26 protein-coding genes are annotated in these 22,127 nt (G+C 43.3%); 24 read left to right on the top strand and 2 right to left on the bottom strand.

Annotated features, from left to right (window positions below):
• The first annotated feature begins 111 nt into the window (after positions 1-111).
• The 4 genes from speD to GX654_16660 are packed head-to-tail and all read left to right on the top strand — an operon-like array spanning position 112 to position 2,635.
• The gene (gene speD, locus GX654_16675) at positions 112-459 is read left to right on the top strand and encodes an adenosylmethionine decarboxylase (GenBank protein ID NLD38496.1); all 348 of its coding nucleotides are present in this window, start codon (positions 112-114) and stop codon (positions 457-459) included.
• Positions 456-1,310: a polyamine aminopropyltransferase gene (gene speE / locus GX654_16670; protein NLD38495.1), complete on the top strand. Its 855-nt coding sequence runs from the start codon at positions 456-458 to the stop codon at positions 1,308-1,310. Before speD ends, speE begins: the two co-directional genes overlap by 4 nt.
• A complete protein-coding gene (locus GX654_16665; protein NLD38494.1) occupies positions 1,307-1,711 on the top strand; it encodes an S-adenosylmethionine decarboxylase in 405 nt (134 codons plus the stop codon). Before speE ends, GX654_16665 begins: the two co-directional genes overlap by 4 nt.
• An 18-nt stretch (positions 1,712-1,729) precedes the next feature.
• Entirely contained in the window at positions 1,730-2,635 is a 906-nt protein-coding gene (locus tag GX654_16660) for a TIGR01777 family protein (protein NLD38493.1), read from the top strand.
• Positions 2,636-2,649: 14 nt separating this feature from the next.
• Here the strand turns inward: GX654_16660 and GX654_16655 are convergent, their stop codons facing one another.
• Positions 2,650-4,578, bottom strand: coding sequence for an FAD-dependent oxidoreductase (locus tag GX654_16655; protein NLD38492.1), 1,929 nt, complete (start codon positions 4,576-4,578; stop codon positions 2,650-2,652).
• A gap of 23 nt (positions 4,579-4,601) precedes the next feature.
• A complete protein-coding gene (locus tag GX654_16650; protein NLD38491.1) occupies positions 4,602-5,318 on the bottom strand; it encodes a hypothetical protein in 717 nt (238 codons plus the stop codon).
• 411 nt (positions 5,319-5,729) lie between these two features.
• Between GX654_16650 and GX654_16645 the strand changes: the two genes are divergently transcribed.
• From GX654_16645 to GX654_16550, 20 genes are all read left to right on the top strand, one after another.
• A complete protein-coding gene (locus GX654_16645; protein NLD38490.1) occupies positions 5,730-7,124 on the top strand; it encodes a sigma-54-dependent Fis family transcriptional regulator in 1,395 nt (464 codons plus the stop codon).
• A gap of 172 nt (positions 7,125-7,296) precedes the next feature.
• Positions 7,297-7,518: a hypothetical protein gene (locus GX654_16640; GenBank protein ID NLD38489.1), complete on the top strand. Its 222-nt coding sequence runs from the start codon at positions 7,297-7,299 to the stop codon at positions 7,516-7,518.
• A 51-nt stretch (positions 7,519-7,569) separates the two neighbouring features.
• On the top strand, positions 7,570-7,887 hold the full coding sequence (flgM, locus tag GX654_16635; protein ID NLD38488.1) for a flagellar biosynthesis anti-sigma factor FlgM: 318 nt from the start codon (positions 7,570-7,572) through the stop codon (positions 7,885-7,887).
• A 246-nt stretch (positions 7,888-8,133) separates the two neighbouring features.
• Positions 8,134-8,661: a DUF177 domain-containing protein gene (locus GX654_16630; protein NLD38487.1), complete on the top strand. Its 528-nt coding sequence runs from the start codon at positions 8,134-8,136 to the stop codon at positions 8,659-8,661.
• Between the two features lie 17 nt (positions 8,662-8,678).
• Positions 8,679-8,864 carry a 50S ribosomal protein L32 gene (rpmF, locus tag GX654_16625; GenBank protein ID NLD38486.1) on the top strand — a complete coding sequence of 62 codons (186 nt, stop codon included), beginning with the start codon at positions 8,679-8,681 and terminating at the stop codon, positions 8,862-8,864.
• 1 nt (position 8,865) lies between these two features.
• On the top strand, positions 8,866-9,849 hold the full coding sequence (gene plsX / locus GX654_16620) for a phosphate acyltransferase PlsX (GenBank protein NLD38485.1): 984 nt from the start codon (positions 8,866-8,868) through the stop codon (positions 9,847-9,849).
• Between the two features lie 38 nt (positions 9,850-9,887).
• On the top strand, positions 9,888-10,634 hold the full coding sequence (fabG, locus tag GX654_16615; GenBank protein NLD38484.1) for a 3-oxoacyl-[acyl-carrier-protein] reductase: 747 nt from the start codon (positions 9,888-9,890) through the stop codon (positions 10,632-10,634).
• A 61-nt stretch (positions 10,635-10,695) separates the two neighbouring features.
• On the top strand, positions 10,696-10,932 hold the full coding sequence (gene acpP, locus GX654_16610; GenBank protein ID NLD38483.1) for an acyl carrier protein: 237 nt from the start codon (positions 10,696-10,698) through the stop codon (positions 10,930-10,932).
• Between the two features lie 51 nt (positions 10,933-10,983).
• On the top strand, positions 10,984-12,225 hold the full coding sequence (gene fabF, locus GX654_16605) for a beta-ketoacyl-ACP synthase II (GenBank protein ID NLD38482.1): 1,242 nt from the start codon (positions 10,984-10,986) through the stop codon (positions 12,223-12,225).
• A 32-nt stretch (positions 12,226-12,257) separates the two neighbouring features.
• The gene (rpiB, locus tag GX654_16600; GenBank protein NLD38481.1) at positions 12,258-12,698 is read left to right on the top strand and encodes a ribose 5-phosphate isomerase B; all 441 of its coding nucleotides are present in this window, start codon (positions 12,258-12,260) and stop codon (positions 12,696-12,698) included.
• 5 nt (positions 12,699-12,703) lie between these two features.
• Positions 12,704-13,951: a serine hydroxymethyltransferase gene (locus GX654_16595; GenBank protein ID NLD38480.1), complete on the top strand. Its 1,248-nt coding sequence runs from the start codon at positions 12,704-12,706 to the stop codon at positions 13,949-13,951.
• Positions 13,952-13,970: 19 nt separating this feature from the next.
• Positions 13,971-14,417 (top strand): cytidine deaminase, encoded by a 447-nt coding sequence (locus GX654_16590; protein NLD38479.1) that lies wholly within the window; start codon positions 13,971-13,973, stop codon positions 14,415-14,417.
• Positions 14,414-14,884, top strand: coding sequence for a transcriptional repressor NrdR (gene nrdR, locus GX654_16585; GenBank protein ID NLD38478.1), 471 nt, complete (start codon positions 14,414-14,416; stop codon positions 14,882-14,884). Before GX654_16590 ends, nrdR begins: the two co-directional genes overlap by 4 nt.
• A 71-nt stretch (positions 14,885-14,955) precedes the next feature.
• The gene (gene ribD / locus GX654_16580; protein NLD38477.1) at positions 14,956-16,062 is read left to right on the top strand and encodes a bifunctional diaminohydroxyphosphoribosylaminopyrimidine deaminase/5-amino-6-(5-phosphoribosylamino)uracil reductase RibD; all 1,107 of its coding nucleotides are present in this window, start codon (positions 14,956-14,958) and stop codon (positions 16,060-16,062) included.
• Between the two features lie 11 nt (positions 16,063-16,073).
• Positions 16,074-16,745 carry a riboflavin synthase gene (locus tag GX654_16575; GenBank protein ID NLD38476.1) on the top strand — a complete coding sequence of 224 codons (672 nt, stop codon included), beginning with the start codon at positions 16,074-16,076 and terminating at the stop codon, positions 16,743-16,745.
• Complete coding sequence (locus GX654_16570) at positions 16,742-17,971, top strand: bifunctional 3,4-dihydroxy-2-butanone-4-phosphate synthase/GTP cyclohydrolase II (protein NLD38475.1); 1,230 nt, start codon at positions 16,742-16,744, stop codon at positions 17,969-17,971. Before GX654_16575 ends, GX654_16570 begins: the two co-directional genes overlap by 4 nt.
• A 1-nt stretch (position 17,972) precedes the next feature.
• Positions 17,973-18,440: a 6,7-dimethyl-8-ribityllumazine synthase gene (locus tag GX654_16565; GenBank protein NLD38474.1), complete on the top strand. Its 468-nt coding sequence runs from the start codon at positions 17,973-17,975 to the stop codon at positions 18,438-18,440.
• 35 nt (positions 18,441-18,475) lie between these two features.
• On the top strand, positions 18,476-18,898 hold the full coding sequence (gene nusB / locus GX654_16560; protein NLD38473.1) for a transcription antitermination factor NusB: 423 nt from the start codon (positions 18,476-18,478) through the stop codon (positions 18,896-18,898).
• Positions 18,899-18,906: 8 nt separating this feature from the next.
• Complete coding sequence (locus GX654_16555) at positions 18,907-19,530, top strand: hypothetical protein (protein ID NLD38472.1); 624 nt, start codon at positions 18,907-18,909, stop codon at positions 19,528-19,530.
• A 22-nt stretch (positions 19,531-19,552) separates the two neighbouring features.
• The gene (locus GX654_16550) at positions 19,553-22,126 is read left to right on the top strand and encodes a leucine--tRNA ligase (GenBank protein ID NLD38471.1); all 2,574 of its coding nucleotides are present in this window, start codon (positions 19,553-19,555) and stop codon (positions 22,124-22,126) included.
• Position 22,127: the final 1 nt, after the last annotated feature.

Below are 22,127 nucleotides of genomic sequence, written 5' to 3'. Positions count from 1 at the left end.
TTTTTCAGGTAAAAATAAAAGGGAAAGGAGTTTTTATGGGTATAGATGAAAAACATAACATTAAAAAAAGATTATTTATATGCAAGAGAATACTGCGGTCAAGAAGGTGACGTGAAATTTACTGGGGTTCATCTCCTTATTGAACTCTGGACAAAGCATTTCCTGGATGATTCCAACCGGATCCGGGAGATCTTTATTAAAGCGATCAATACCTGTGGTGCAACAATGCTCGGTATTGACCTTCACGTCTTCACGCCAAATGGCGGAATATCCGGTGTTGCTATCCTTCAGGAATCTCATTTAAGTATCCATACATGGCCGGAATATGAATATGCTGCACTTGATCTGTTTGTATGCGGGACACTGAATCCTCATCTGGCAATCCCTGTCATCAAGGAGGAATTCAAGCCTTACAGGATCGATGTTCAGGAGATCAGGAGGGGAATCATCGAATCATGACCCGGGATCAGGAATGGGTAATTGAAAGATGGAAGGATATTGAAACCCATTACAGGATAAAATCCATACTCCATGAAAGCAATTCTGAATTCCAGCATGCAATGGTGGTTGAATCAACCCTGTATGGCAGAATGCTTTTCTTGGACGGGATTGTTCAGGCATCTGAGAAGGATGAATTTATTTATCATGAGATGATGTCTCATATACCTGTACTGTCTCACCCGAATCCAGAAAAGGCACTTGTTATAGGAGGGGGAGACGGCGGTATATTGAGGGAGGTCTTAAAACACAGTTCTGTAAAGAAGGTAACAATAGTGGAGATAGATCCCACAGTGATCAGTATATGTAAAAAGTACCTTCCAGTAATAAGTAACGGGGCATTTGATGATAAAAGGACAAATCTTATAATTGGAGACGGCGCCAGGTTTGTGAAAGAGACAGATGAAAAATATGATCTCGTTATAGTTGATTCCTCAGACCCGATCGGCCCTGCCACAGCACTTTTCTCAAAAGAATTTTACGGGGGTATCCACCATCTTCTCTCTCCTGATGGCATAATGGTATGCCAGACCGGTTCCATTCATATGCAGCCAGATGAGCAGAGGGCATCATATATCCTTTTAAATGAGATATTTCATATTGTAAGACCATATCTGTTTGCCATACCCACATATATTGGCGGGTTTTTCTCTGCAATGTTCTGTTCCGATAAAATTGATCCTTGTAAAATAAGTATAAATTCATTTGAACAAAAATCATTCGCATCCAATATGAATACCAGATATTATAATCCCGGTATACACATTGGAGCCTTTTATATGCCTGGCTTTTTAAATGAACGCCTTTTATGACATTAACTGCGGTTAAAAAAAAGAAAAACAGGGTGCCTTTATCTCCTGTTGTATTCGGTCGTGAGCTGGTGCTTGACCTGTATGGTTGCAGCATTGATACAATATCTGATGCTGGTTTGATAAAGGGGTTTCCAGGTAAACTGTTTGATGCATCAGGCATGAAAGCAAACTCTGAACCAATATTCTCCTTTTCGGGTGAAGGCATTGAAGGGAGCAGGCTCTTTTCGATTATCCAGTTTTCAGAAGAGGGTTCAGTTACAGGGCATTTCTCAAGAGAATACAGGGCTGCTTATCTCAATATCTTTTCATGTAAAGAGTTTGATATAGAGAGAGTTGAGAGTTACTCAAAAAAATTTTTCGGCGCAAGTACAGTCCGTTCCAGTTTTATTGTAAGAAAGTAGATCTCTGGTAGAGGGCGTATGAATATCTTCATAACCGGCGGTACAGGTTTTATAGGTACATCTCTTTCAAATGCACTTTCTGCGAGAGGCCACAGGGTATATATCCTGACTCGTTCATTAAAAAATCCAACACATGAGAGTAATATCATCCATGTTGATGGTGATCCTGCCCGCAAAGGCCCATGGCTTGAAAGACTCATGGAATGTGATGTGGTTATTAACCTTGCAGGGGCTACCATATTCAAACGATGGACACCGGCATATAAAAAAACCCTTATTAAAAGCCGTATTGATACGACCCGAAATATAGTTGAAGAGATTACCAGAAATAAAAAGTCAGACCTGTTACTTATAAGTGCCTCTGCTGTGGGTTATTATGGTTTTCATGATGACGAAGCAGTGGATGAAAATGCTGCGCCAGGCAGTGATTTTCTTGCATCCCTGTCAGCGGAGTGGGAGAGAACAGCACTGGAGGCACTATGCTGTGGGGCAAGGGTAATAATAAACCGGTTCGGTATTGTGCTTGGCAAGGGAGGAGGTGCAATCCATATGATGATGCCTCTTTTCAGATACTGGCTTGGAAGCCGGCTCGGTAATGGCATGCAGTATTTTTCGTGGATACACCTTTATGACCTCATAAATATTTTTATCTACCAGATAGAAAACAAAGGTTTGAGCAGCATATATAACTGTACTGCGCCAAACCCTGTAACAAACAGAGAATTGACAAAAGCCATCTCCATCGCGATGAAAAAACCGCTTATACTGCCACCTGTACCTGGGTTTATGCTCAAACTGGTTATGGGTGAATTTGCTGATGTATTATTGAAAGGCCAGAGGGTTATCCCTAAGAGGCTCTTGGATGAGGGATACAGTTTCAGGTTCCCGGAGATTAACAGGGCTATCATGGATATCCTGGAATAGCGCCTCTTTTTTATCTATTCTATATCAGCCCCGGCCCAGTATCCCTGGAACAATGCCTGTGTAACATTAGATGCCTTTACGCAGTCTCCTATTTTGATTACTTCAGGCGCGCAGTCTTTTAGCACATCTGCAATATCCCTGCGGGGCCGCTGACCTGTTGCACAAATAACACTGTCTGCCTCTAAAAATGTTTCATGGCTATCCCTGTCAGCACATAAAATACCTTTTGCTGTAACCTGCACACCGCGCATCCCTGTTATGCACTTTACATGCTTTTCAAGCTGCGCCATAAGTAATGGCCTGTAGCGCTGGTTTGCGTCAGGGCACAGACTCTCCATCATTTCTATAACTGTTACATCTCTCTCTTCCATAGCCATGTGAAGGGCCGTCTCGCACCCTACAAGCCCGCCGCCCATAACTATTACCATCTGACCAACCTTTTCTAAATCATCTGGCAGATCATTTGCCATGATCACATTTTCGCCATCTATACCAGGTATAGGAGGGATAATTGGCTCTGCACCAACCGCAACAATAAGCACATCAGGCCTGATTTGTGCTGCGAGCGCGGGTGTTACCTCTGTGCTAAGTCTTATATCAACACCGGCATTTCGCATAAGAAGTGCCTTTATCGAGATGAACCTGTAAAGGTCATCCTTAAATGGCGCCCCTTTAACCCCGTTAAGCGCACCGCCCAGCTTATTGCTCTTTTCACATAAGATAACATTATGACCTCGTTCAGCGGCTGTAAGTGCTGCCTGCATGCCTCCTGGGCCTCCACCAGCTACCAGAACTGTTTTGGGTCTGGTTGTGTTTTTAATGAAACTACTTTCATATTCACTTCCAATTACAGGATTAAGGGAGCAAATACGCAGGCCGGTTGTCATTCTCTCTGCCATACAGGCGTAGCACCTGTAACAGCGGACTATCTCGTCATCCTTTCCCAGGTATGCCTTTTTCGGTAGGTAAGGGTCAGCCAGAAGTGCCCTTGCCATAACTACAGCATCGGCCTTACCTGTGCTGATTATATCTTCAAGCATGTCTGGTTCATTTAGAGCCCCTATGGTGGAGACAGGTATATTAATATGCCTTTTCATCTCTTCCGCATAATGGACATTTACGCCTCTCTCCATGAATGAAGAGGGATGGGTTTTCTCAAAATTCCCTGTATGAGCGCCTGTTGATACCTGTATAAGGTCAACCCTCTCTTGTATCAGTTTTGCAAACTCAATGGCTTCGGTAAAGTTATAACCTCCTGCCATGTATTCCTCTGCACTCATCCTCAGCTCAATAGGAAAACCATTCCCCACAACAGAGCGCACCCTGTCGAGCACCTCAACAGCAAGCCTTGCCCTGTTTGTCAGATTCCCACCATATTTGTCAGTTCTTTTATTTGTGGCAGGTGAGAGAAACTGCTGCAGGAGCCAGCCATGACCGGTATGTATGAGAAGCATTTCAAAACCAGCGGCCATGCACATTTCTGCTGCCTTTCCATATGCCTCAATGATATCCTCTATCATGTCATGGGTCAGTGAGTGAACCGTCTGTAAATCATCTGTGAACTCATCACTCGGCCCGTAGCTCACAGGATGTTTTTCATCTTTAAGGGCGTATTTTCCGCCATGTGATAATTCCATACTGGGAATGGCCCCATGCCGCTTTATTGCTCTTGCCGCCATTGCCAGGCTGTCTTTTGCATTTGGGGCATTAATAATAACCTGAACAGGGTAGTACCTGCCTTCAGGTTTAACAATCAGTTCACTCACAGTAACCACTGCGGCCCCTCCCTTTGCCCTGAGTTCATAAAACGCTATGGCCTCAGGGGTAAGACATCCATCTGACGTCAAAATGGGGAAGGTCATAGGGGCAGATATGATCCGGTTTTTGAGGGTTAATCTACCCACTTTTAATGGAGAAAAAAGGTTTGGAAATTTTCTTGTCATTTTATTCTCACCTTTAACATCTTCTATTGTTCATGTTTATCCAGGTAGTAAAGGGTGGCCCCTATGGGTGCAAAAGAGAGGCAGAGTATATTGAAAACAGGGATCAGGAATAAAAGCCCGAAGCCTATATGAAAGGAAAAATTATCAATAAAAAATCTGAACCTGCTCCTGTATTTCATGCATCGCCTTGCAGATACGAGGTCTGTATTATCCCATGCAAGAATGGCAGCAGCAATGATGGATGTTAAAATCGTGATAAAAGGGCCTAAAGGTGTAAACCATCCTATAACAGATAATATCAGGAGTAAAAATATTGGTATGATTGCCCTTGGGATCTCCTGCCTGATAAGGAACATGAACTGGCCAAAATAGGAGAGACTGCCGGGCTCTGTAACATGGCCCTTCCTGATCCTTTCTGTTATCCTTGACATCCTGTCCATGATCACAATCGAAAACAGTATTTGTGAAAGGAGATATGAGATCACAGATGATAATATTATAAGAATCAGGGATATGAGCCACGATAATAGATGCCATATCCAAACCACCCAGAGGCTTTCGGGTTTAGACCATATGGCAGATATAATATCAGTATGGTATATCAGTATAATAGCACTTAAACCTATTGCCACAAGGATGACAACAAAAAAACGCAATAGCCCCAGAAACAGCAGCTTTTGGGTCCTGAGCCCCATCTTTAATCCTGCCAGATTATATTTTATTCCACTTAAAATCTGCATCTCTACGCCCAATTATAAAAGGTTGTATCTGTCTTTTCGTGCTAATGTTAAGGTGATAGTTTTTTGACTCATACCTTTAGCACAACAGCCTTTTCTTGTACAGTTATAGATTTTTTGTCAACTCTTTGACGAAGTCTTTACCGTGCTGATTGTTGAAAAACAGCATAATAAATTTAAAGGTAGAAAAAATACAATATAATGATACTTAATGCTGATTTATAACACAACTTATTTTCATATTTACCTAAAATAGCAAATATTACTTTCAAACAGCTATATATCTCTTAATAATTAAAAAAAAGATTGCTATTTTAAATTTTGAAGTTAAAATATTGACGTCGTTAAGGCTAGAGCCAAAATATTGGCGTTGTATTATTCAAAATGATATCACCTGAAAGGGGAGAATAATCTATGGCAAAAGCAAAGATACTGGTAGTAGACGATGAATCAAAGATCAGAGAGTCTTTTTCTGACATTTTAAGCCTTGAAGATTTTGATGTTGATACAGCACAGAATGGTGAAGAGGCTATCACTCTGATAGAAGAGGATTTATATGATGTTGCGCTGATTGACCTGAATATGCCAAAGGTTGATGGAATGGAGGTACTCAAATACCTGGTAGATCATTCTATTGACACAATAGGTATTATCCTGACAGGTTATGCTACCATAAGGACTGCGGTTGAGGCCATGAAGGCGGGTGCCTTTGACTATCTTGCAAAACCGGTAAAGATGGAAGAGGTTATTATGGTCATTAACCGGGCCCTTGAATTCAGGGATATCAAGAGAGAAAATGTCGCATTGAAGAACCAGCTTAAAAAGAAGTACAAGTTCGATAACTTTATAGGCGACAGCTCTGAGATGAACAAGGTCTTTAGAATTATAGAAAAGGTGGCTGATACTGACAGCACGGTTCTTATACTGGGCGAATCAGGCACAGGAAAAGAGCTTGTTGCCAAGGCCATTCATTATAACAGCATGCGCCGTGACAAGCCTCTTATCCCTGTTAACTGTGGTGCAATCCCTGAAGACCTGCTCGAAAGTGAATTGTTTGGTCATGAAAAGGGTGCCTTTACAAATGCCATAAGGACACGCATAGGCAGGTTTGAGATGTCAAACGGCGGAACTATCTTCCTCGATGAAATCGGTGAGATGAGCCCGCATCTGCAGGTCAAGCTGCTTCGAATATTACAGGAGCAGGAGTTTGAAAGGCTTGGCGGCACCAAAACAATTAAATGTGATATCAGGGTAATTGCAGCCACAAATAAGGATCTGGATAAACTGGTGCTTGAAAATCAGTTCAGGGAAGATCTCTATTATAGATTAAGGGTTATCCCTGTAGAAATACCCCCTCTTCGTGATAGACGCTCGGACATACCATTGCTCATTCACCATTTTGTAGACATTATGGTTAAGACGAGAGGAAAGGAGATTAAAGGGGTATCAAAGGATGTAATGAAGGCCTTTATGAATTATGACTGGCCTGGAAACGTCAGGGAGCTTGAGAATATAATAGAGAGGATGGTGATCCTGACAGATGCCGATGAGCTTACGGTAAATGACCTGCCTGACAAGCTTCTTCAGAAACAGAAGACCGAAGATGTTGGTCCGTCCATGATACCTGACGATGGGTTCTCACTTAATAACGCAATCAATGATTATGAAAAGCTCCTTATTATAAGGGCACTTGAAAAGGCAGACTGGGTCAAAAACAGGGCTGCAAAGCTATTGAACATGAATCGGACAACACTTGTTGAGAAGATAAAAAAACAGGGGATAGAAAAGCCTCGCAGCGCGGCCAGTTAACAGAGCAGGTTTACTTTATTGTCAAATTCAGTAAAGTTTCATGTTCCTGTGACCGATTATATGAGAGTTGTATGAAAAACAGCTCTCTTTAATCATTTCTCCCCTTTATTTTTAAAAAAAAATTTAAGTTTTAAATATCCCGGGTCGAAGAGATAGGTGGAGGCAATTTATTTTGATCACTACTTATCAGATAAGAAATGTGCTCAGGATATACGGTAATCAGTTGAAGAAAAAGGCAATGATTGCTGATGAGGGCACATTGGAAAAGAAAAAACCTGTTGATGTAATAAACATCTCTGGTGAGGCACGTCAAAAAGAGGTGCTCAGAAAGATGACTGATAAGCTGGTGAATCAGTTCTCCGGTGGTATTGATATGCAGATGACAGAGGATTAGCAGTATCTCTTTTTTATATGAAGACCTCATATGGTCTTGAAGGGGGCAAAAATGAAGGTTAATGAAATATCAAACAGCATAAATAAGGTTGGAAACCTTGATCCATCCCAGACCAGACTGAAAGAGGCTGAAAATATCAGTGGCCAGGGGCAGGCAACAGAAAAGGATTCTGGAAAAGGTACCAAGGTTGATATTTCCCCGGAATCGGTAGAGTTTAGCAAGGCGGCTGAAAAGATGGACATTGTCCCTGAAGAGAGGGCTGCAAAGATAGAGCAGCTCAAAACGATGATTAAAAACGATACCTATCATGTTGATTCCAAACAGGTTGCTGAAAAGGTATTGGCAGATTCTATTACAAATATTATCTAGATTTGTATTTTGGTAATATAGATCACCATCTGTCTGAACCCATAAGGTCAGATGGTGATTTATGTCTTATTATTTCATGCAAATTTTAATCTTCTTTTATCCATATCATCTATTTTGTATCTTATTCAAAAAACTTGACAAACAGGTGTTCTAATATATACTGCACATTCTATTTTTTTATAGAATACACGGGGATTTTAATAATTAAATTAACCCCTTGGAATTATTTAGTAAAAGAATATGCATATGATAATTGATCTTAAGACAATTCCCGGTGAAGGGAAAAAATATTTTTCATATACCCTTGACAGGGGGTGGTGGTCGCCGGGAGAAGAAGATTATCAGATAGAGGCAATAGAGACGCCGATTAGTGTAGAGCTTACTATCTACAGGGTCGAGAGTAAATATGTACTGGATGGCGTCTTTAAAGGGGCGTTGAGGGTTGTGTGCGACAGGTGCCTTGAGCCATACAGGCTGGAGATAGAGGCTGAATTCAACTACTTTCTGGTTCCAGTAAACAATGGTGCTGGAAATGATGAACTGGAATTAATGGAAGAGGATATTGAGGTTGTTTTTATCCGGGATGATAAAGTCAACCTGAATGAGGTAATAAGGGAGCAGCTTTTTCTTTCTTTGCCTGTTAAATGTCTTTGCAGAATTGATTGTCTTGGATTATGTGCAAAATGCGGATGTAATCTGAATGTGAGTTCGTGTGAATGTATAACTGCTCAGGGGCATCCGGCTTTTGCTACACTTAATAAATTAAAAAACTAGAAGGAGTGAGAAAATAAATGGCTGTACCAAAAAAGAGAAAATCAAAATCAAAACGGGATATGCGGAGATCCCATGATCATATCACAATGCCTAATGTATCTTCTTGTCCCCAATGCCATGAGCCGGTATTATCTCATCAGGTATGTAAAAATTGCGGCACCTACAGGGGAAAGACAATAATCGAGACTAAAGAAGAGATATAGAATGATAATAGCCGTGGATGCCATGGGAGGTGATTACGCTCCTGAAGTGGTAGTTCGCGGGGCTTTACAGGCTTTAATAGAGATAGATTGTCATATTGTTCTTGTAGGAGACAGGGATATTATCAATCCTTACCTTGCGAATGAAACATGCATGGAAAGATTGACAATTTATCACTGCAATGAAACAGTTGATATGAGCGAGTCTCCTGTAAAGGGATACAGAGAAAAGAAAAACTCCTCCATAAGAATAGCCTTTGAGCTACTTAAGAACGGAAAGGCAGATGCGGTTGTCAGCGCCGGAAATTCAGGCGCAACAATGATCACCGGCATAATGGCTTCAGGTAAACTTAAAGGGGTTGAAAGACCGGCCCTTGCCGGTATTATCCCTGGTGAAAAGGGTGATGTTATAGTTGTTGATGTGGGAGGAAATGTTGATTGTCGTCCTCACCACCTGTATCAATTCGGCATAATGGCCGAGGCTTTTTGTGTTTCATGCCTTGGTATGAAAAGGCCAAAGGTTGGGCTTTTAAATATCGGTGAAGAGCCTGGGAAGGGCAATGACCTTGTAAAGGCTGCCTATGATCTGTTCGTAAAGGGTCCATTTGATTTTTACGGCAACATAGAGGGCAGGGATATCTTAAGCGGAAAGGTACAGGTTATTGTATGTGACGGGTTTGTAGGAAATGTTGTTCTGAAAATATCAGAAGGGGTTGCAGAATCAATTACATCCAGGTTAATAAGAGGGCTTGATAATATATCCGGCGGTTTTAAAGATGAAAGTTTTATCTCGGTATTTAAAGAGAGCCTTGATTATGCAAAATATGGTGGGGCCCCTGTACTGGGCATTAACGGAGTATGCATCGTGTGTCACGGGCACTCATCTGAAAAGGCGATTAAAAATGCCATCATTATGGCTTATACCTACGTTAAGAACAATACAGGTGAAAAGCTTTTAAACAGCCTTGGTGGGTTACGCTCAATGTAATCCTCATGATAAAAATATTTTAGAGGGTGGAAATAATAATGGATAACTCACAGAGAGTTGTAGTTGTAACAGGGGGGTCAAGGGGTATAGGACGTGCAATTGCCCTTAAGTTTGCCGAAGAGCGTCCGGTCATTATAATTGCTCATTATGATCAGGATGAAACCTTTTCTGACCAGACACTTACTATGTTAAATGAAAAGGGCATCAGGTGTGAGAGTTTCAAGGTTGACGTTTCATCCAAATCTGCTGTAGAAAGCTTTTTTGACAGTGTGCTTGAAAAGTATGGGAGGGTTGATACCCTGATAAACAATGCTGGTATTACTAGGGATTCACTGCTCATGAAGATGTCAGAAAGAGACTGGGACCTTGTTCTGAATATAAATTTGAAAAGTATTTTTAACTGCACCCAGACCATAATCAGGTCAATGATAAAAAACAGAAGAGGCACAATAGTAAATATAGCCTCTGTCTCAGGCCAGATAGGGGTTGCGGGTCAGGCAAATTATTCTGCATCAAAGGCAGGTATTATGGGGTTTACAAAGGCTGTTGCAAGGGAGGTGGCTTCAAGGGGTATTACTGTAAATGCTGTAGCCCCCGGCTTTATCCAGACAGAGATGACCGATGCGCTTCCTGAAAAGGTGGTGGAGTCATACCTTCAGCAGATACCTCTTGGCAGGCTTGGTACGGTTCAGGATGTATCAGAAACCGTTTACTGGCTCTGTTCCGAGTCTGCTTCTTATATTACAGGGCAGATTATTCATGTAAATGGCGGCCTTTATATGTAGGCCAGTGATATTAATGGTTAGGGTTATTATTTAATAATAAATTTTAAGGAGGGATAGTTTAATGTCAGATATTGAACAAAGAATCAAAAATATTATATGTGAGCAGCTTGATGTAGCTGAAGATGATGTTGTTCCAACAGCCTCATTTGTAGACGATCTTGGAGCTGATTCTCTGGACCAGGTTGAGCTTATCATGGCCATGGAAGAAGAGTTTGATGTATCAATACCCGATGAGGATGCTGAAAAGATCACCACGGTAAAGGATGCTATTGCATACATTACAAAGGCAATGGGCTAGTTCCCTGATGCATGCATCTTATCAGATACTGGGATAGAGGGGTTTATTTTTATGAAGAGAAGGGTTGTAATTACCGGCCTGGGCATGGTCACTCCTCTGGGCACAGGGGTTGAAAAAAACTGGGATGCCTTATGTTCCGGCAAATCGGTTATAGGGCCGGTTACCAGGTTTGATACCTCAGACTATAAAAGTAAAATTGCCGCAGAGGTGACCGATTTTCATGCTGAGGACTTTATTGATAAGCAACAGATAAGAAGGTTTGATATCTTTATTCATTACGGTCTTGCATCTGCCAGGATGGCTATGGAAGATTCCGGGTTGAAAATAGGTCCGGAAAACTGTAACAGGGTAGGGTGTCTGACCGGTTCAGGGCTTGGCGGACTTTCAATGATCGAAAGTTTTCACAAGACCCTTCTTGAAAAGGGACCGGGAAGGGTAAGCCCGTTTTTTATCCCCGGTATAATCCCCAACATGCTTCCGGGGCAGATTGCCATAGAATACGGTGCCATGGGGCCTAATTCTTCAATAGAAACTGCCTGTGCGGCAAGTACTCATGCTGTCGGCGAATCCTTCAGGATTGTGCAGGAGGGAATCGCCGATGCAATGATTACAGGTGGCGCAGAGGCAGTTATTACCCCCCTTGCCTTTGCAGGGTTCTGTTCCATGCATGCCCTCTCAACAAGAAATGATGATCCAAAAAAGGCATCCCGCCCATTTGATAAAGATAGAGATGGATTCGTGATTGGCGAAGGGTCGGGCATTCTCGTAATTGAAGAGTTGAATCACGCCCTGAACCGGGGGGCAAAGATATATGCTGAAATAGCAGGTTACGGGCTTTCAGGTGATGCATACCATGTTTCTGCACCGCACCCGGAAGGTGACGGGGCTGTAAACTGCATGGCAATGTCAATAAACAGTGCGGGTCTGAAACCTGAAGATGTTGATTATATTAATGCACACGGGACCTCAACCTCCCTTAATGACCTGTCTGAGACAAAGGCTGTAAAAAGATTATTCGGCTCCCATGCCTATAAGCTTGCTATCAGTTCGACCAAATCCATGACAGGTCATCTTTTAGGTGGAACAGGCGGGGTTGAGGCAATATACTCTGCATTGACAGTAAAACATGGAATAATCCCGCCTACAATAAATTATGAAACACCTGATCCTGAATGTGATCTTGATTATGTGCCAAACAAGGCGCGAAAGGCACAGGTAAAGGTGGCAATGTCGAATTCATTTGGTTTTGGCGGGACAAATGCGTCATTGCTGTTTAAGGCATTTGAACCATAGATTTCACCTTGAACTTAATTACTGGGGAGAAAATGAAAATTATAATTGGTTCGGATCACGCCGGTTTTGATTTGAAAAACAAATATAAAGAGTTAATTACAAATGAACTGGGATATGAGGTATCAGATGCCGGTGCATACAGCGCCGATTCGGTTGATTACCCTGATATCGCACGCAAGGTGGCAGTTGCTGTTTCATCGGGCGAATATGAAAAAGGTGTGCTGATCTGCGGTGCTGGTATTGGAATGTCCATAGCTGCAAACCGTTTTAAGGGCGTAAGAGCTGCTCTTTGTCATGATCATTTTACTGCTGAGATGTCAAGGAGACATAACAACGCAAATATCCTTGTTGTCGGAGCAAGGGTTACAGGTGAAGGTCTGGCGCTTGAGATACTCAAGGTCTTTCTTACGACAGAGTTTGAAGGCGGCAGGCATAAAATGCGTATTGATAAAATAGAAAATAGAGGTGATTAAAGTTGATTGAAAAAGGGCTTTCACAAGTAGATCCGGAGGTAGCAGATGCAATTAGAAAAGAAGTTATCAGGGAGCAGGATAGTATTGTTCTTATTGCATCTGAAAATTATGCATCAAGGGCTGTAATAGAGGCCCAGAGTAATGTATTGACAAACAAATATGCTGAAGGGTATCCGGGGGCAAGGTATTATGGCGGGTGTGAATACGTTGATATTGTCGAGGAACTGGCCATAAAAAGGGCTCAGAAGCTCTTCAATGCCGAGTATGTGAATGTTCAGCCGCATGCAGGCTCCCAGGCCAATATGGCTGTATATTTTTCAGTGCTGAAACCAGGGGACACCATACTGGGTATGAATCTCTCCCACGGCGGGCATCTCACCCATGGGAGCAAGGCAAGCTTTTCTGGAAATATATACAGGTCTTTCTCATACGGGCTTGATCCTGAAACCCAGCTCATAGACTTCAACCAGGTGTATGATCTTGCAAAGGAACATTCACCCAGGATGATTGTTGTGGGGGCAAGCGCCTATCCGAGGGTAATCGATTTTCAAAAATTCAGAGAAATAGCTGATGAGGTCGGGGCCTACGTGATGGCAGATATTGCCCATATTGCAGGTCTTGTTGCTGCGGGTCAGCATCCTTCTCCTGTTGGTGTTGTTGATTTTGTAACAACAACAACCCATAAGACCCTGCGCGGCCCCAGAGGAGGGCTGATCATCTCTTCTATGGAGCATCAGAAGGCTATAAACAAGACCATATTCCCTGGCATACAGGGTGGCCCGCTCATGCATGTGCTGGCCGCAAAGGCAGTCTGTTTTCATGAGGCGTTACAGCCTGAGTTTACTGAATACCAGAAACAGGTTGTAAAGAATTCCAGGGTTATGGCAAAAGAGATGATGAAATACGGTTATAATCTGGTTTCCGGCGGCTCAGACAACCATCTCATACTTGTTGACCTTACATCAAAGGATTTAACAGGCCTGGATGCTGAAACAGCCCTTGGCAAGGCAGGCATTGTGGTAAATAAAAATACAGTTCCCTTTGAAACGAGAAACGCGCAGGTTACAAGCGGTCTCAGGATAGGGACACCTGCTGTAACCACACGTGGTTTCAAAGAAGATGAGATAATAACAGTTGCCAGCCTTATAAACAGGGCTCTTGAAAATATCAATAATGAGAGGATACTTGCGGATATAAAGGCTACTGCAAAGGAGCTCTGTTCAAAGTTCCCGATATACCAGTATTTTAACTGATTTTAGTGGGGTAAAATAATTGTCCAGACCATCGTGGCCTGAATATTTCATGGCAATAACAGATCTTGTAGCCAAGAGATCAACCTGCATGAGACGGCAGGTTGGGGCCATACTGGTCAAGGATAAAAGGATACTGGCATCAGGTTACAATGGTGCGCCTTCCGGGCTCAGGCACTGTGAAGAGGTAGGGTGCCTCAGGGAAGATTCCTCCATACCTTCAGGTCAGAGACATGAACTGTGCAGGGGCCTGCATGCGGAACAGAATCTGATATTGCAGGCTGCATACCATGGCATCTCCATAAACGGGTCAATTCTTTATTGTACTAACAAACCCTGTGTGATATGTACCAAGATGATAATCAATGCAGGCATTAAGAAGGTTTATTACCGTGAAGGATATGATGATCCACTCTCGGATCAGATGCTCGCAGAAGCAAAACTCGAAATCGAAAGGTTGAGTATATGAAATGCCCCTATTGCTCCAATATCGAAAATAAAGTCATAGATTCAAGGTTAAGCAAGGATGGCCGCACCATAAGAAGACGACGGGAATGCCTTGAGTGCGAAAGGCGTTTCACCACCTATGAAAAGCTCGAAGAGATCCTGCCGATGGTTGTAAAAAAGGATGGCAGACGGGAGCCTTTCAGCCGTGACAAGATTATCGCAGGGATAAAAAATGCCTGCCAGAAAAGGCCTGTCAGCGTGACCATGATAGATGATTTTGTTGATCTGCTTGAGGTCTATTTTCAGGAGCTTGGAAAAAAAGAGGTTGAAAGCAAGGAGATAGGGGAGAAGGTCATAAAGAGCCTTAAGGAGTGGGACGAGGTTGCCTATGTCCGATTTGCCTCTGTATACAGGCAGTTCAAGGATATAAATGAATTCATGGCTGAGCTGGAAGATATACTTAAGACCAGAAGAGAAGGGGGACTTTAGCCCCTCTTTCCCTTTATATTCTTACATACTGCCTGTCCCTGTTATTAATAACCCCTTTCCAGAAGATAAATTTGAGCGATAAAGATACCATATATATGAAAAAGGCCCTTGAAATAGCATCAAAGGGCCTTGGTAAAACATCCCCGAACCCTGCTGTCGGCGCTGTTATTGTGCGAGATAACCGGATAATTGCGAAAGGATATCACAAAAAGGCAGGTACAGCCCACGCCGAGTTGGAGGCCATCTCAAACCTTAAGGGAAAGACGACCCCCCTCGATATTCTTTACGTTACCCTTGAACCCTGTAATCATCATGGCAAGACACCTCCCTGTACAAAGGCTATCCTGGAAAGTGGTATAAAAAATGTGGTTGTTGGAATGAAGGACCCAAACCCGAAGGTCAGGGGAGGGGGGATGGAGTATCTGAAGGAGAATGGCGTAAATGTCAGGACAGGAGTGCTTGAAAGAGAGTGCGTGGAACTCCTTGAATCTTTTACTAAATTTGTTAAAACCGGCAGGCCGTTCATCATAGCAAAATCAGCGCTCACCCTTGACGGTTTTACTGCTACATCAACCGGCCATTCCATGTGGATTACAGGGGAAGATGCAAGGAGATATGTTCACAGGCTTAGGTCTCAGGTTGATGCTGTAATGGTAGGTGTGGGGACTGTAATAGCTGATGACCCCCTTTTAACCTCAAGGCTTGCAGCAAAAAACAGCCGTAATCCCCACAGGATTATAGTGGATACACATCTCAGGATATCTCCTGATGCAAGGCTTCTTAATGATGATGCTGATGTCATGAACTTTATAATTACTGGTGAAAAAGTTGATCCTGAAAGGATAAAACGGGTTGAAAGAGTTAATACCTCTGTTATAAGATGCCCTGTAAAAGATAGCCATATTGATCTGGCTGAACTAATGGATATACTCGGTAAAAAGAGTATAACATCGATTTTGTTTGAGGGAGGGGCTGCTCTCATGGGTTCCATGATTGGGGAAAGGCTCGTAGATAAATTTATGATATTCAAGGCCCTCAAGCTCCTGTGTGCGGGTGACGGCATACCTATGGCCACAGGAAAGGGGCCTGTTTGCATGAATGATTCACTGAAACTCGAAAGAACAAAAATAAGGAAGGTCGGCAGTGATATACTCATTACCGGTTATCCGGTCTATTAGGGGAAGGAAGAATGTTTACAGGTCTTATTGAAGGGACTGGCAGAATCAATGATTCACGGATATCAGGCGGGGATATGGATTTACTGATCATGCCATTTTTTGATATGTCAGACTCTAAGATCGGTGACAGTGTTGCAGTAAACGGTGTATGCCTTACTGTTACAGAGATGAATGAGGGGCTGATCAGGATGTATGCATCCAGTGAAACCACCTCAAAAACTACCATAGGATCTTTAAAAAGAGGGGCAGAGGTAAACCTTGAGAGGGCAATGAAACTTACTGACAGGCTGGGAGGGCACTTTGTATCAGGGCATGTGGATGGCATTGGCATAATATCGGAAAAAAGACAGATCAAAAAATCATGGCTGATGGGTGTTAAAATTGATGAAGGGCTTTCAAGGTACACCATTAGAAAGGGCTCTGTTGCAATAGACGGGATCAGCCTGACGATTAATGTTTGTCAAACAGGGTATTTTGAGGTTAATATCATCCCTGAAACAGGGGCTTCAACAACCTTGATCAAAAAGAGGCCCGGTGACATGGTTAACATAGAAACTGACTTGATTGCCAAGTATGTTGAAAGATTATTATTAAAGGAGAGGGCTGCTGAAAACAGGAATGGCGCTTCAACAATAAACATGGAGATGCTGGAGCAGTTTGGTTTTGGCAGTAATATAAAATGACAGTATCAAGAATTGAAGATGTTTTAGAAGACCTTAGAAACGGCAAAATGATAATCCTTGTAGATGATGAAGACAGGGAGAATGAGGGTGATCTTACCATCGCTGCTGAAAAGATTACCCCTGAGGCCATTAATTTTATGGCAAAATACGGCAGGGGGCTTATCTGCCTTTCACTTGATCATCAACTGGTTGAAAAGCTGAAACTGCCCCTGATGGTAAGTGACAACAGGTCACCCTTTAATACAGCCTTTACTGTATCCATCGAGGCTAGGGAGGGTGTAACGACAGGTATCTCAGCCCATGACAGGGCAAAGACTATCCTTACCGCTGTTAAAGAGGATGCGAGACCTGATGACCTTGTGCAGCCCGGGCATATATTCCCCTTAAGGGCACGGAAGGGCGGAGTTCTATTTAGAACCGGGCAGACTGAAGGTTCTGTTGATCTTGCAAGGCTTGCCGGCCTTAAACCAGCCGGTGTTATATGTGAAATCATGAACGATGACGGCACAATGGCAAGAATGCCTGATCTTATAGAATTTGCTGAAAGACATGATCTCAAAATAGCAACAATAGCAGATATTATTGCCTACAGGATGAGAACAGAGTCCTTTGTTCATATCGTGGCTGAAACAGTACTCCCCACACCATATGGCGAATTCAGGGCTTACGGGTTTATAAACGATATTGATGACCATGAGCATCTTGCCCTGGTCAAAGGAAATATAGACCCTGACAAGGAGATATTAGTCAGGGTACATTCACAGTGCCTTACTGGTGATGTATTCGGATCATACAGGTGCGATTGCGGCACCCAGCTTGCAAAGGCCATGAAGATCATTGAGGAGGAGGGGCTTGGTGTAATCCTTTACCTGCAGCAGGAGGGCAGGGGTATTGGGCTGGCCAACAAGCTTAAGGCATATGCCTTACAGGATAAGGGGCGTGACACTGTGGAGGCAAATGAAGATCTGGGGTTTCAGGCTGATCTGCGCGATTATGGTGTTGGGGCCCAGATGCTTCATGCCCTTGGTGTAAGAAAGATGAGGATGATGACAAATAATCCGAAAAAGATTAAGGGTATTGAGGGGTACGGGCTTGTAGTATCGAGCAGGGTTCCCATAGAGTGTGAGCCAAAGCCTGAAAATATAAGATACCTGTTGACCAAGTGTCAGAAGCTTGGTCATATGATGAAGATAGGTAAGGATAAAAAACAAACAACAGGAGAATAAGATGCCAAAAACAGTTGAAGGTATTATATCTGCGGAGGGTTATAGGTTTGCCATTGTGGTAAGCAGGTTTAACGACTTTATAAGCTCAAAGCTGGTTGAAGGTGCGCTTGATGCCCTTAAAAGGCACGGCGCAAATGAAGACAACATTACCCTGGTGAGGGTGCCTGGCGCCTTTGAAATCCCCATTGCTGCAAAAAGGCTTGCAACAAAAGGCGGTTATGACGCCATAATTTGTCTGGGCGCTGTGATAAGAGGTGCAACCCCCCATTTTGATTATGTGGCATCAGAGGTAGCCAAAGGGATAGCTGTTGTATCACTTGAAAGCACTCTTCCAGTAACCTTCGGGGTGCTTACCACTGATAACCTTGAACAGGCTATTGAGCGTGCAGGGTCCAAATCCGGGAACAAAGGCTGGGATGCTGCAATGGCTGCTATGGAGATGGCAAGTCTTTTCAAAAACATGAAGTAGCCGTTCAGGGCGGCAGATAAAAACAGATTTATAGAATGGGAAACAGAAGAAAAGCAAGGGAGCTGGTGACCCAGATCCTTTTTTTTATGGAATACAGCCCCGGTGACCCGGAAAAGAGCTTTGAACTGATATGTGAGAATTTCGATGCACCGAAATCCTTAAAGGCCTTTTCAGGAGAGCTTATAAGGGGCATATCGGAAAATTTAAGCCATATTGACAGCCTTATAAAGGAGGCATCAAAAAACTGGCGATTGGAAAGGATGTCAAGGGTAGACAGGAGCATATTAAGGCTCAGTATCTATGAGATGCTTTATATGGAGAGCATTCCATACAAGGTATCTATTGATGAGGCGGTTGAACTTGGCAAGAGATACGGTACAGAGGAATCAGGTGCCTTTATCAACGGGGTGCTGGATTATATTTACATAAAATATTTACAGGATAAAAATCGGAAATAGATAATACGATGCGGCTTGACCTGAGATTTACATATCGCCCCCTTGAGGATCTCTTTTGCCAGGTAATTGTGATTTTTTCATTCAGCGTAAATACCGGCATATCCAGTGTAATAAAAAATATGGATAGAAAAATGGTCGGTAGCATCAGCGATATCATTGATGCCGGTATCTGGTCAGGGGAGCGCGGGGAAAAGCTGCTTTTTGCAACACAGGAGGCTATCAAGGCTGATAAACTCCTCATACATGGTATGGGAGAGGAGTCGGAATATTCAATAGAGGCACTGAAAAAAGAGGCATCAGCGGTTGGCTCAGCGCTGCAGAGTATGGGGATAAAGGAGTTTGCATTCTATCTCCCTGTCTCAGAGAGGTTTGCACCGGGGTACCTGATGCATCTTGAAACAGTGATAAAAACCCTTGCCAATGGTTATTTAAATAAATATAAGGATGATCCTGTACCCATGTTAAAGATGTTTGTACGGGTTGACAGGGGGCATATGGGTGCAATTGAACCCCTGACAGTGGGCCTGAGAGAATTATATTCACCTGTATCAGAATTTTCAGTTATCCTGGATAAATATCCATGGCTGACAGATATGGAAACAGATGAACATGCGGCAGGAATACTAATATAAAATTTAAAGGTAGAGGCAGATTGTGAAATACAGCCCAAATACAATAGAAAAGAGATGGCAGGAGAGCTGGGATAATGCAGCCCTTTTTGAGGTAAAAGAGCTCCCGGACCGTGAGAAATACTATCTTCTGGAGATGTTCCCCTACCCGTCAGGCAAGATTCATATGGGTCATGTGCGCAACTACACAATAGGGGATGTTATAGCCAGGTACAAGAGGATGACCGGTAAGAATGTGCTTCATCCAATGGGGTGGGATGCCTTTGGCCTTCCCGCTGAAAATGCTGCCATTGATAATAATACCCACCCGGCAAAATGGACATACGCCAATATTGACCATATGAAGTCACAGCTCAGGATGCTGGGCCTCAGTTATGACTGGAAACGTGAAATTGCAACATGTGACCCTGATTATTACAAATGGGAGCAGCTTGTTTTCATAAAGATGTTTGAAAAGGGGCTGGCATACAAGAAGAGGACAAATGTCAACTGGTGTGACCTGTGCCAGACAGTGCTTGCCAAGGAACAGGTAGAGGATGGCTGCTGCTGGCGTCATACAAACAGGGAAGTAACCATAAAAGAGATGGACAGCTGGTACTTCAAGATCACCGATTACGCAGAGGATATACTTGAAAAATGTGATAGTCTCACAGGGTGGCCTGAGCGTGTTATCGCCATGCAGAAGAACTGGATAGGAAAAAGCTACGGTGCAATAATAAAATTTCCTCTTGCTGATTCTGACCAGGTCATAGAAGTATTTACCACGAGGCCTGATACGGTTTATGGCGTGACATTTATGTGTTTTGCTCCTGAGCATCAGATGCTCAGGGAAATGATTAAGGGGACAGAACAGGAAAAGGATGTACTTGCCTTTGTAGAGCGCAACATGAAGATAGCCGGTTTTATCCGCACTGCCGAGTTCACCGAGAAAGAGGGGATATTTACAGGGCGCTATGCAGTTAATCCTCTTACACAGGAAAAGATCCCCATATTTGTGGGTAATTTTGTGCTCGCAGATTATGGTACCGGTGCGATCATGTGTGTGCCTACCCATGACCAGAGGGACTTTGAGTTTGCGTGTAAATACAATCTTAAAAAGAGGGTGGTTATCACCCCGGCTGACACTGAGCTTGATTCGGATACCATGCAAAAGGCGTATGAAGGGCAGGGGATCCTTGTTAATTCAGGAAGGTTTAATGGGCTCGCAAACCATAAGGCCATAGAGGAGATAGCCCTGTACCTTGACTCACAGGGTATAGGCAGCAAGACTGTGAATTTCAGGATCAGGGACTGGAATATCTCACGCCAGAGATACTGGGGTACACCCATACCAATGCTGTATTGTCAAAAGTGCGGTATTGTGCCTGTTGATGAAAAGGATCTGCCTGTTGTGCTCCCGCTCAATATGGAGTTGAGAGAGGGCGGCGGCTCACCGCTTTCGTTTGAACCTGATTTTTACGAGACAAAGTGTCCGAAATGTAACGGCATTGCGCGGCGTGAGACAGACACCATGGATACATTTGTGGAGTCATCATGGTATTTTGCCAGGTATGCAAGCCCCCGCTATGAAAAGGCGCCGGTTGATGAATATAGTGTAAAATACTGGCTCCCTGTTGACCAGTACATAGGCGGCATAGAGCATGCAATCCTGCACCTTCTGTATTCAAGGTTTTTTACACGTGTCTTAAAGGACCTTGGATATCTCCATGTGGATGAGCCATTTAAAAACCTCCTGACCCAGGGCATGGTGTGCAAGGAGACAGAGGAGTGTCCTGAGCACGGATACCTCTTCCCGGATGAGGTAAAGGATGACAAGTGCACAAAGTGCGGATCGCAGGTAATAAGGGGCAGAAGCCTTAAGATGTCCAAGTCAAAGAAGAATGTTGTTGACCCTGCATTTCTTGTTGATACCTATGGTGCTGATACAGTGCGCATGTTCTGCCTGTTTGCATCTCCGCCGGAGCGTGACCTCGAATGGAGCGATCAGGGTGTTGAAGGTGCATTCAGGTTTCTTAATCGTGTGTGGAGACTGGTAGATGATAATTTAGATAATCTGAAAAATGCCCCAAAGGTAAATGAAGAAGCCCTTGATGGTGACCTTAAGGCACTCAACCGCAAAATACATGAAACTGTTAAGAAGGTTACAAATGATATAGAAGACAGGTTCCACTTTAATACTGCCATAAGCGCTGTAATGGAGCTTATCAATGATGCCTACAGGTATATGAATGATGCAAAAGAGATGGATGAAAGTTCCTGGTCTGTAATAAGAGAGGCAGCTGAAAAGACAGTAATCCTGCTTTCACCAGTTGTGCCCCACATAACAGAAGAGCTATGGCACATACTGGGTCATGAGGGCTATCTGATTGATACGGGCTGGCCCGGATATAATGAAGGCGCCCTTGAGAAGGACAAAAGGCTCATTGTTGTGCAGGTTAACGGCAAGGTCAGGAGCAAGATGGAGGTGCCTGCCTTTCTGTCGGACAAAGAGATAGAAGCGAAGGCCCTTGAGGATGAAAAGGTAAAGGCCTTTATAGGAGAAAAGGGTATAAAAAAGATTTTTGTGGTTCAACAGAAACTCGTTAATATAGTGATATAGG

Origin of the sequence: Desulfatiglans sp. (assembly GCA_012513605.1) — a bacterium.
Classification (GTDB): Bacteria; Desulfobacterota; DSM-4660; order Desulfatiglandales; family HGW-15; genus JAAZBV01.
Note: the sequence above shows the minus strand (reverse complement) of the source record. Positions and strands in the feature narration are given on the sequence as shown.